General features: G+C 37.5%; 9 protein-coding genes. 4 read left to right on the top strand and 5 right to left on the bottom strand.

Translation table 11 applies throughout. From position 1 onward, the window contains the following. Window positions 1-472: 472 nt before the first annotated feature. From clpB to rluD, 3 genes are all read right to left on the bottom strand, one after another. Window positions 473-3058, bottom strand: a complete 2586-nt coding sequence (gene clpB / locus A6E04_RS04165) for an ATP-dependent chaperone ClpB (RefSeq protein WP_017020663.1) — start codon at window positions 3056-3058, stop codon at window positions 473-475. A gap of 94 nt (window positions 3059-3152) precedes the next feature. Continuing rightward, window positions 3153-3887 (bottom strand): peptidoglycan editing factor PgeF, encoded by a 735-nt coding sequence (pgeF, locus tag A6E04_RS04160; protein WP_017020664.1) that lies wholly within the window; start codon window positions 3885-3887, stop codon window positions 3153-3155. Beyond that, window positions 3887-4861, bottom strand: a complete 975-nt coding sequence (gene rluD, locus A6E04_RS04155; RefSeq protein ID WP_012549470.1) for a 23S rRNA pseudouridine(1911/1915/1917) synthase RluD — start codon at window positions 4859-4861, stop codon at window positions 3887-3889. The genes pgeF and rluD overlap by 1 nt, the downstream gene beginning before the upstream one ends. A gap of 162 nt (window positions 4862-5023) precedes the next feature. On the opposite strand from rluD, the gene bamD reads away from it, so the two are divergent. The 4 genes from bamD to yjjX all read left to right on the top strand — a co-directional run bounded on the left by bamD (window position 5024) and on the right by yjjX (window position 8288). After that, window positions 5024-5749: an outer membrane protein assembly factor BamD gene (bamD, locus tag A6E04_RS04150; protein WP_026025300.1), complete on the top strand. Its 726-nt coding sequence runs from the start codon at window positions 5024-5026 to the stop codon at window positions 5747-5749. 359 nt (window positions 5750-6108) lie between these two features. Continuing rightward, the gene (hpf, locus tag A6E04_RS04145) at window positions 6109-6471 is read left to right on the top strand and encodes a ribosome hibernation-promoting factor, HPF/YfiA family (protein WP_017020665.1); all 363 of its coding nucleotides are present in this window, start codon (window positions 6109-6111) and stop codon (window positions 6469-6471) included. 112 nt (window positions 6472-6583) lie between these two features. Further along, window positions 6584-7759, top strand: coding sequence for a prephenate dehydratase (gene pheA, locus A6E04_RS04140; protein ID WP_017020666.1), 1176 nt, complete (start codon window positions 6584-6586; stop codon window positions 7757-7759). Window positions 7760-7775: 16 nt separating this feature from the next. Then, window positions 7776-8288, top strand: a complete 513-nt coding sequence (gene yjjX, locus A6E04_RS04135; protein WP_139078746.1) for an inosine/xanthosine triphosphatase — start codon at window positions 7776-7778, stop codon at window positions 8286-8288. On the opposite strand, the gene trpR is transcribed toward yjjX, so the two are convergent. Together trpR and sltY are read right to left on the bottom strand one after the other, a co-directional pair. Beyond that, window positions 8257-8583 (bottom strand): trp operon repressor, encoded by a 327-nt coding sequence (gene trpR, locus A6E04_RS04130; RefSeq protein WP_012549465.1) that lies wholly within the window; start codon window positions 8581-8583, stop codon window positions 8257-8259. The genes yjjX and trpR overlap by 32 nt on opposite strands. 70 nt (window positions 8584-8653) lie before the next feature. Beyond that, entirely contained in the window at window positions 8654-10588 is a 1935-nt protein-coding gene (sltY, locus tag A6E04_RS04125; RefSeq protein ID WP_065610072.1) for a murein transglycosylase, read from the bottom strand. Window positions 10589-10602: the final 14 nt, after the last annotated feature.

Here is a 10602-nt window from a genome sequence, read left to right as displayed (position 1 = left end):
TTCAATTAAAGTTTTTTGGTTGCTCTGTCTTCTTAATTAAAAGAGGGCAGAAACAAAACCGGCTCAATGATTTATACTGATTTCTTACATAAAAGTAATTTTGTGTAGTCACTCAGTTCATTGATTATTTTTGTTTGCATTCACTTCGAAAAGTAAAAGCAAACTAGTGATTATCAACTCACAAGTGCCCACACAGATTGATTTGGTTAAATTATTAAAGAGCATCTCTTATACTTTTAAAGCCTTGAGGCTTTATCGTTAAGAGGAGGGTTATAATAGCCATTTAAGTTTAAGTGTCAAGTACTTATTTAAACAAAAAATCCAAAATAACCTCACTGTACGTATGAATAAGAAATGTCTTGTACTCCGTGTCAGTGAGGGCGAATTATAGAGAGTCTTTGCTATCATGCAACTCTTTTTATAACAAAAAAGGTTAAGTGCTCAACTTTACATCGAAGTGATTATTTTACTATCAAAAATCATCATTTTGAGTAGCAATCAGCTGACCATTTCTTACTTTTAGTTTTATTTCTTCCCCTGTCCTTAACTTACCGCTTAAAATATCTTGTGCTAGCGGGTTTTCAATATAAGTTTGAATCGCTCTTTTTAATGGTCTTGCACCATATACAGGATCAAAACCAGCTTCAGATATTAACGCTAACGCTTCATTACTCACTTTTAACTGATAATCTTTTTCATTCAGTCGTTTTTCTAAACGTTGCAATTGTATTTTGGCAATACTTTTAATGTTCTCCTGTCCCAATGGATGGAAAACAACCGCTTCATCAACTCTATTTAAAAATTCAGGTCTAAAATGTTGACCAACTACATCCATGACAAGTTCTTTTATACCGCCATAATCGAGTTCACCAAAATGCTGTTGTATTTTTTCTGAACCTAAATTTGATGTCATAATTATTACTGTATTTTTAAAATCGACAGTACGTCCTTGACCATCAGTTAAACGCCCATCATCTAATACTTGTAATAATATATTAAATACATCTGGATGAGCCTTTTCAACTTCATCTAAAAGTAAAACTGAATATGGCTTACGCCTTACGGCTTCAGTTAAATACCCCCCCTCTTCATAACCTACATAGCCAGGAGGTGCGCCAACTAATCGAGCAACAGAATGCTTCTCCATAAACTCCGACATATCAATTCGGACCATTGCGTCTTCACTATCAAACATAAAATTTGCTAATGATTTACATAATTCGGTTTTTCCCACCCCCGTAGGACCCAAGAATAAAAAAGATCCAATAGGACGATTAGGATCCGATAAACCAGCTCGACTACGACGAATCGCATTTGATACCGCTTCAACCGCTTCATCTTGACCGATAACTCGATGGTGCAACATAGCTTCCATCTTTAATAGCTTATCTCTTTCTCCTTCCAACATTTTATTAACTGGTATTCCAGTTTGACGGGAAAGAACTTCAGCTATTTCAGCATCTGTTACCTTATTCTTAAGCAAACTCATTTCTTGCATTTCAGCTTGGGCAGCTAAATCCAATTGTTTTTCTAATTCAGGAATTCGGCCATATTGTAATTCAGACATACGATTCAAATCACCGGCTCTACGAGCGATATCCATATTACTTCTTGCGATGTCCAACTCTGTTTTTATATGTTGAGTTCCAGAAAGTGCTGCTTTTTCAGCTTTCCAAATTTCTTCTAATTCAGAGTAATCTCTTTCTTTTTCTCTTAATTCTAAATTTAAAGAGTCTAAACGCTTTAAACTCGCATCATCACTTTCTTTAACTAAAGCTTGTTGTTCTATTTTTAATTGAATGATCTTACGTTCAAGTTTATCTAATGATTCTGGTTTAGAATCGATTTCCATACGAATACTAGATGCCGCTTCATCGATTAAATCAATCGCTTTATCTGGTAACTGTCTATCTGAAATGTATCGATGTGATAATGTCGCAGCAGCAACTATTGCTGGATCGGTAATTTCGACATGATGATGAATCTCATAGCGTTCTTTCAAGCCACGTAATATAGCGATCGTATCTTCTACCGTTGGCTCATCAACAATAACTTTTTGAAAGCGTCGTTCTAACGCTGGATCTTTTTCTATATATTGGCGATATTCATCTAACGTTGTCGCTCCAACACAATGTAAGTCTCCTCGAGCTAACGCCGGCTTTAGCATATTCCCGGCATCCATCGACCCTTCACCTTTACCAGCACCAACCATCGTATGAACTTCATCTATAAAAAGAATAATATTACCTTCTTCTTTTGCTAATTCATTTAATACGGCTTTTAAACGCTCTTCGAATTCACCTCGAAATTTAGCTCCTGCAATTAAAGACCCAATATCTAACGAAAGAACTCTTTTATGCTTTAACCCTTCGGGTACTTCGCCATTAATAATTCGTTGAGCTAATCCTTCAACAATCGCCGTTTTACCTACACCGGGTTGACCTATAATTACAGGGTTATTCTTAGTTCTTCGTTGTAGCACTTGAATTGTTCGTCGAATTTCATCATCTCGCCCAATAACAGGATCTAATTTACCTTGCTCAGCTTGCTCAGTTAAATCGATAGTAAACTTCTCTAATGCTTGACGTTTTTCTTCAGCATTAGGATCATTTACTTTCTCACCACCACGGATCTCATCAATAGATTTTGAAATTTTAGCTTCGGTAAGACCTGACTCTTTTAATAAATGACCTAATGGGCCTTTGTCTTCAATCGCGGCAAGCATGAATATTTCAGAAGAGATATAAGTGTCTTTTCTTTTTTGTGCAATTTTGTCACACAAATTAAAAATAACCCCCATATTTGATGAAAGTTGAACATCACCACCGATACCAATTACTTTTGGGGCTTTATCTAAAATTTCCGTTAATTTTGAGCGTAATTGGGTAACATCAACATTAAGTAACGTCAATAATGGTCTTATCGTGCTACCGTTTTGATTTAGTAAAGCCACCATTAAATGAGTCGGCTCAATATATTGATGATCTTGACCTAATGCTAATGATTGAGCATCTGAAATGGCGATTTGGAATTTACTGGTAAATCGGTCTAAACGCATAACCCTCTCCTAAAGAGAAAAGCAAGTAACTATTACTTATTAAATGGGGTTTATTGTTTTAGAAATCAACTGATGGGAGTGGAAATAAAAGGGATTATTCGAACCAAATTAAGGTAGCTTGACGACCTGTCGAGCCTTCTTTTCTATAAGAGAAAAATTGATCTGTATTTGAATAGGTACAAAGGTTTGAATAGTAAATATCTTGAACACCAACACTCTGTAAACGCTGAGTTGCCAGTAAATTTAAATTCGCGAACCATTTATTTGAGTTATGGCTTGGAGTAAAAGCGTTTATAGCTTGAGGATCTTTCTCACAGAACAGTTGTTTAACTTCATCACCAACTTCAAATGCAGTAGGTCCAATCGCTGGTCCGCACCACGCAATAAGATCATTGGAAGAAAAATGCTTCACTGTATTTTCTAAAATACCATCAAGAAGACCACGCCATCCAGCATGAGCTGCAGCAACTTCGGTGCCTTCTCTATTACAAATAACAACAGGCAAGCAATCAGCTGTCATTACACAACATACTTGATTTGGTTGATTCGTATATGAGGCATCAACCAAGGGAGGATTTATCTCTTCAGAAGAAATAGGAAGGGTAATAACCATTGTTGAATGTATCTGGCTTAACCACGTTGGCGCAGTGGGTAACTGCGCCAACGTAATCAGTTTTTCACGATTTAGCACAACATCATTACTGTTATCACCAACATGATCACCTAAATTAAAACTCGTAAATGGTGCTTTAGATACACCACCAACACGAGTAGTACTAACTACGTTAATATTTTTAGGGGCTGACCACTTTGGTGATAGTATTGACATTAATACTCTTCTTCATGCAATAAACGCTCATCGTCGCGTAATGCTTGAGCTAGAGCAATAATATCGTCAGGAATTGGCGCATGGAATTCCATGACTTCACCTGTAATTGGGTGATCAAAACGTAACATCGCCGCATGCAGAGCTTGACGGTTAAAGCCACGGATCATATCAATCAATTCTTGTGACGCACCTTTAGGGATACGAGCACGGCCACCATAAGCGGTATCACCAACTAATGGATGCTGAAGGAAAGACATATGCACACGAATTTGGTGAGTACGACCGGTTTCAAGACGTAGGCGTAGACGAGTATGAATACGGAAATGCTCTGCAACACGGTAATGCGTTACTGCATCTTTACCTAATTCATGTACCGCCATTAGCGTACGTTTTTGTGGGTGACGTCCGATTGGCTTTTCAATCATTCCGCCAGCCGTCATACGACCTAATACTATCGCTTCATACTCACGAGTAATCTTACGCTTTTGAAGCGCACGCACTAAACGTGTTTGAGCGGGTACTGTTTTAGCTACTACCATTAAACCTGTAGTATCTTTATCTAGACGGTGCACGATACCTGCGCGAGGTACTTCTGCAATGCTTGGGTAATGAAACAACAATGCATTCAGTATTGTGCCATCAGGCGTACCAGCACCTGGATGTACAACAAGATCACGAGGCTTATTAATTACTAATATGTCATCATCTTCATATACGATTTCAAGCGGGATATCTTGAGCTAACCAACGCTCTTCATCTTCTAATTCCGCTTTTACTACGATTTCTTCACCGCCCATCATTTTTACACGAGCTTTCGTGATCACTTCGCCGTTAACAGAAATGCTACCCGCAAGTACCCATTCTTTGATACGTGAACGAGAGAAATCAGAAAATAATTCAGCCGCCGCCTGATCCAAGCGTTGACCCAATTGACTGTCTTTTACTGTACTTGTTAATTCTATTTGTTGTGCCATACCGAACTTTTTTTTAAATTAGTGGTACTAATACCAAACAAATACATCATATTTGGTATCATCAACACTATAAGTGAAATAAACTATCTACCATTGTATCTGTTAACGGCACTTTTCGTAATGGATAACTTAAGTTTTTTTATTCAAGGATCATTTTCAAGCATGAAACGCTTAACACTTTCGTCATTATTAGCCGTATCTTTGCTGGTTGGTTGCTCAAGCAGTGATGATGTTATCCCTGATATCCCACCATCAGAATTATATTCTCAGGCTCAAATATCGTTACAGGCCGGTAATTGGACAAGTGCGGTTGAACGCCTTGAAGCATTGGATTCTCGCTACCCTTTTGGTGCCTACTCAGAGCAGGTTCAGCTTGATCTTATTTACGTATATTACAAAAATGATGACTTAGCTCTAGGTTTAGCCACCATTGAACGATTTAATCGATTAAACCCAACAAACCCCAAAGCGGACTGGGTGCTATACATGAGAGGATTAACTCACATGGCTCAGGATAGAAGCTTTATGCACGATCTATTTAGAGTTAATCGTTCAGATCGAGATCCAGAACCAGCACGTTCAGCCTTTAAAGATTTTAAACGCTTACTTGAGCGTTACCCTGATAGTTTATACGCAGAAGATGCTCAAACTCGTATGTTTGCGTTAAAAAATCGTTTAGCCGATTACGAATTAGCTACGGCAGACTTTTATTTACGTAGAGAAGCATGGATTTCAGCAATTAATCGTAGTCAAGAATTACAAAGAACCTACCCAGACACTGAAGCGGCAAGAAAATCATTAACGATTATGCTTTCTGCATATAAAGAGCTAAAGCTGGATGATGCAATCCAACGTACTGAAGAATTAATCGCATTAAACCCACAATAAGCAATACGATAAAAACAAAAAAGCAGCGCTCAAACAAAGCGCTGCTTTTTTATATCAAAAGAATAGTGTTCTGTCTGTTCTCGCTAACAAAGAAGGCTAGATTAAAAATTAACCAAAGAAAACAATCAGTTGAATTCGTCCCCTAAAAACAAATATTTCTAGTAACCAACCTTTCCAATCTACCTACTTTGCTCAATTCATCAAGTTTTTTTTCAAAAAAAATCCTAAGGCCTTGCCTGAGATCACATTCATTTACCTTCCAGACAAAACACTTCAAAAAGGTGATCTAGATCACTTTAATTTTACTGAGGATCCGTAATCTGGATACATGCCAAACGGGGCAACGAGAGGAAAATCATATGAAAGTAGAAATTACAGGCAACAACATCGACATCACTCCTGGCATCCGTGAACGTATTGAAGGGAAATTTAAAAAATTAGAAGAAAAAAGACATCTCGATATTATTGGACGTCATGCTAGCGTAACAAAACGCTCAAATGGTAAGCACAAGGTAGAAGCATACGTAACAATTGCAGGTGGTAAAGTTGCAGCCTCAGCTGAGCAAGAAGACCTATTTGGTACAATTAGAGAGATGTACCAAAAACTAGAACGCCAACTAGATAAGCTACAACACAAAGGCGAAGCTCGTCGAGCGACTCATGCTCAAGCTCCTGTAGTAGAAGAGCCAGAAGTTGAACTAGAAGACGAATACGAACAATAGTCAACTCCACGTTTTCTGAAACAGCGCTCATTTGAGCGCTGTTTTTTCTTGACGCAAACTTACCTCTTCCTTTATTGTGAATTAACTCTTAATTTACTAGGTTTGCTTATCCATGACTGACACTCACTATTCCCTTGACGATATACGTTTACGCCTTAATGATCTTGATAATGAATTATTAAAGCTATTTTCTGAACGTCGTAAACTCAGTCTAAAAGTAGCAAAAAGCAAAGTTCAAACTTCAAAGCCTGTGCGTGATTCAAAACGCGAACAGCAATTATTGGTAAAATTAATTAAAAATGGCAAAGCATTCGATTTAGATGCGCATTATATAACTCAAATTTTTCATACCATAATTGAAGATTCCGTTTTACTGCAACAAGAATACTTCCAAAATTTAGCCAATCCAGAATTAAGTCGAAAGCCGATAGCCAGAGTTGCCTATCTTGGTTCTAAAGGATCTTATTCAAATCTAGCTAGTCGTCGTTATTTTAGTAAGAAAAATACTGAATTAGCTGAATTAGGTTGTGAAAATTTTAGGGAAGTCATTAAGACCGTTGAATCAGGCCACGCTGATTACGGAGTATTACCAATTGAGAATACGAGCTCAGGCTCAATTAACGAGGTCTATGACCTACTGCAACATACCAGTTTATACATCGTTGGTGAGTTAACTCAAAAAATAGACCATTGCTTGCTAACGACTTCTGAAACGTCGTTAGAGCAAATAACAACACTCTACTCACACCCTCAGCCACATCAGCAATGTAGTGAGTTTCTAAATCGTTTAGATAACGTAGAACTCATTTCTTGCTCAAGCACTGCTGATGCCATGATTATGGTCAAAGATATTAATTCACCGACGGTTGCTGCTATCGGAAACTCCGACAGTGGTAAATTATATGGCTTACAACAACTCATTACTAACATCTCAAATCAAACCGAAAATCAAACTCGATTCATTGTTGTGGCAAGAAAACCGGTTGATGTTTCGGAACAAATACCAGCGAAAACGACATTAATTATGTCTACTTCACAAGATGCAGGCTCACTTGTTGAATCTTTACTTGTTCTAAGAAAATACGGTATTAATATGACGAAATTAGAGTCTCGTCCTATCATGGGGAATCCGTGGGAAGAAATGTTTTATATTGATTTAGAGGCCCATTTAAAATCAGATGCAATGAATTCAGCCATTGAAGAACTAACGTCAATTACACAATATTTAAAAGTTCTTGGTTGCTATCCAATAGAGAATGTAACTCCGACAACTATCCCTTTAACTTAATAATTGGATGCAGAAAATGAATGTGATTATTGCCTCTTTGAACCCTGCAAAAATAAATGCAGTAAAAGCGGCATTTACTTTAGTTTTTCCTGATACCACTTTCTCTTTTGAAGGCGTATCCGTCAGCAGTAATGTTCCAGATCAACCGATGAGCTGCACTGAAACCAAACAAGGGGCAATCAATCGAATCAATAATGCTAAGCAACAACATCCTAATAATAGATATTATGTAGGGCTTGAAGCCGGTATAGAAGAGTCATCCACGTTTGCATGGATAATTGTAGATAATGGTAAAAAGATAGGAGAATCACGTTCTTCTAGTTTACCACTCCCCCCAGCCGTAATTGCTGCGGTAAATGCAGGTAAGGAACTTGGAGATGTAATGGATGAACAATTCAATACTGATAATATAAAGCAAAAAGGTGGCGCTATTGGCTTGCTAACAAACAATCTATTGACTAGAAGTTCTGTTTATCAGCAAGCGTTAATTCTCGCACTTATTCCTTTCTTGCACCCTGATCGCTTTTAGCACTCACTTCAAGAACTTCCATTAGCCATGCTTTTTCATCATCAGTATGGCTTTTTAATTCATTTGAACCTCGTGTAATCGTTGCAACCCCGACACCAAGTAGCTGGCTTATTTGCCTTTGACTTAAATCACCCTGCAAGAGTTCATGACATATGTTAACGCGAGCCATTAATGCTTCACGCTCATCAGGTGTCATCAGCATCGTTAATAAAGATTGATGTTTATTTTGCTCTGCTGCATTTGCTATCAATGCCATAACTTGCGACCAATCTGAATATTTGGCTGAACCAGACATACAATCCTCAATATAATGATAAAAGAAAGGGGACTCTAAAGTCCCCTACTCTATAATTAATCTAAAAAAATTAATACTCTAAATTAAGCTCTTTATCAGATAAGAAAGGGCCTTTCTCCCCAAGTAAGCTACGGTAATACGTTTCAAACATTAAAATATTTTGTACATAACCTCTTGTTTCTTTAAAAGGAATCGCTTCAATAAAGGCATAAGCATCTAATTTCTCATTAGATACCGCTCTCCAACGCTTAACTCGGTGAGGCCCTGCATTATATCCCGCTAAAGCAAAAATTCGATTTCCATCATAATCATCTAACAATCCTTTTAGATAATTAGAACCAATGTGTATATTCACATCCACATTATTAAGGCTACTCACACCTTCATATTTATCATAATCAATTTTCTTTGCTGTATATTTTGCCGTCGCTGGCATAATTTGCATTAATCCTCGCGCCCCAACCGGAGATTGAGCTTCTGCGTATAACGCACTTTCTTGGCGAGACAAAGACATAAGCGTTATTTTATCTAAACCCAACTCTTTACTGTAATGCCCAAACCACCACTGATGGGCAATAGGGAATCGTAAACTTAAGTAACCCCACATCTTCCCTTTAATGGTTGCAAGCACTGTAAAGTGATGCCAACGGTGCTGAGCAGCATAGCTTGCTAACTCCTTTACTTCTTTTTTAGAAGAGCGGACTAATAAATATTCCCACTCACTTTTGGCTGTTGAGATTTCATCAATCGCAATAAGTTCTTTAATTCGATTTAATTCATTTTTATACTTTTCGGCGACGGCTTTAGTATTCTTCGATGCTTTATCCATAGAATATTGAATCGGTTCACCTAAAATATTCGCAGCCGCAACACTATAAAAATTACGCTGACCAAGTAGCTTTTTGAGGCGAGCATCAGCGGCTGATTGTTTTCCCTCTTCGCTTTCTATGCGAGCAATCCAAAACTGCCAACGTAACGATTTTTTTGCACTTGGTGTTAAATAACCGATCCATTTACTAACGTCATTCCAATCAGCGGCTCTTATTGCAACCCTAATTCGTCGCTCTACAAATGAATCTTCTGGATTTGTTTCTAACTCAGTATCACGCCAAGCAGCTAAAGAAGCCGAATCTGTAGACATGATACTACTGACTATTCGTTTCTTTATCGCAATATGTTCATCTGAACTGAATTGTTGCTTTTTCACTAATTCAGGCAACATTTCAATCGCTTTTTTAGGATTTTTTCTTGCTTCTCTTTCTATAGAAATAAGCGTTAGTTGCTTAGTAAATTCAGTGGCTTCATTTTTTGCAGAGTACTCATTTAACGAATCAGGTTCATTAAATAACTCAACAATATGCTTTGCCTGTATTTTTGCTTCCTCTGAAGACAACATTTTTTCTAAATAAGAAAACAAATTATTATTTCGAGCTTTATATACTAACAACATACGATCAATAATCAGTTCATCCGTCAGTTTTCCTGCGTCACTCCAAGCACTAAATAAATCATCACATTCATAAGTAACCGAACTGCCCGTTAACCACAATTTTTCAGCGCCTTTCCACGCTGTTTTTTTATCGCCCAACTTATTTTTTGCTTGGTAGTAATAGCATTGTAAATTTGTGCTGCTCGGTTCTTGTGGGAAATAATCAACAAAATCCGCCCAACGCTCATTAAGACCAAGAATAACTAAGTATTGATAATCTAATGAATTACCAATGGCGAGTGTTTGATGAGCGTGTCTAAACAGTCGAATGTCATCGGGAGTTTTAGCCTGTAAATCCATTCTCAGCTCACGATAGTCTAAATAAGGAGCGAGTGGATAATCATCCAGTGAAGCTCTAACTTTCTTATATTCATCGAATTTTTTTTCAGTGAGTAAATCTTTTGCTTCTTGATATTGAACTCGTGATTCATCAATTGATAACGCTTCAGCAATATGCACACTCATACCAATACATAACGCCGCCATCATCCCTAATTTGTGTCCGCTATATTTCATTGATTTTTTAAACA

Source organism: Aliivibrio logei (genome assembly GCF_001691055.1).
GTDB lineage: Bacteria > Pseudomonadota > Gammaproteobacteria > Enterobacterales > Vibrionaceae > Aliivibrio > Aliivibrio salmonicida.
Note: the sequence above shows the minus strand (reverse complement) of the source record. Positions and strands in the feature narration are given on the sequence as shown.

Bases quoted from the DNA above. Each gene is read 5' to 3' on its own strand.
- hpf (WP_017020665.1), top strand. From the start codon at position 6,109: ATGAAAGTAGAAATTACAGGCAACAACATCGACATCACTCCTGGCATC.
- rluD (WP_012549470.1), bottom strand. From the start codon at position 4,861: ATGGCACAACAAATAGAATTAACAAGTACAGTAAAAGACAGTCAATTG.
- yjjX (WP_139078746.1), top strand. From the start codon at position 7,776: ATGAATGTGATTATTGCCTCTTTGAACCCTGCAAAAATAAATGCAGTA.
- pgeF (WP_017020664.1), bottom strand. From the start codon at position 3,887: ATGTCAATACTATCACCAAAGTGGTCAGCCCCTAAAAATATTAACGTA.
- pheA (WP_017020666.1), top strand. From the start codon at position 6,584: ATGACTGACACTCACTATTCCCTTGACGATATACGTTTACGCCTTAAT.
- sltY (WP_065610072.1), bottom strand. From the start codon at position 10,588: ATGAAATATAGCGGACACAAATTAGGGATGATGGCGGCGTTATGTATT.
- trpR (WP_012549465.1), bottom strand. From the start codon at position 8,583: ATGTCTGGTTCAGCCAAATATTCAGATTGGTCGCAAGTTATGGCATTG.
- bamD (WP_026025300.1), top strand. From the start codon at position 5,024: ATGAAACGCTTAACACTTTCGTCATTATTAGCCGTATCTTTGCTGGTT.
- clpB (WP_017020663.1), bottom strand. From the start codon at position 3,058: ATGCGTTTAGACCGATTTACCAGTAAATTCCAAATCGCCATTTCAGAT.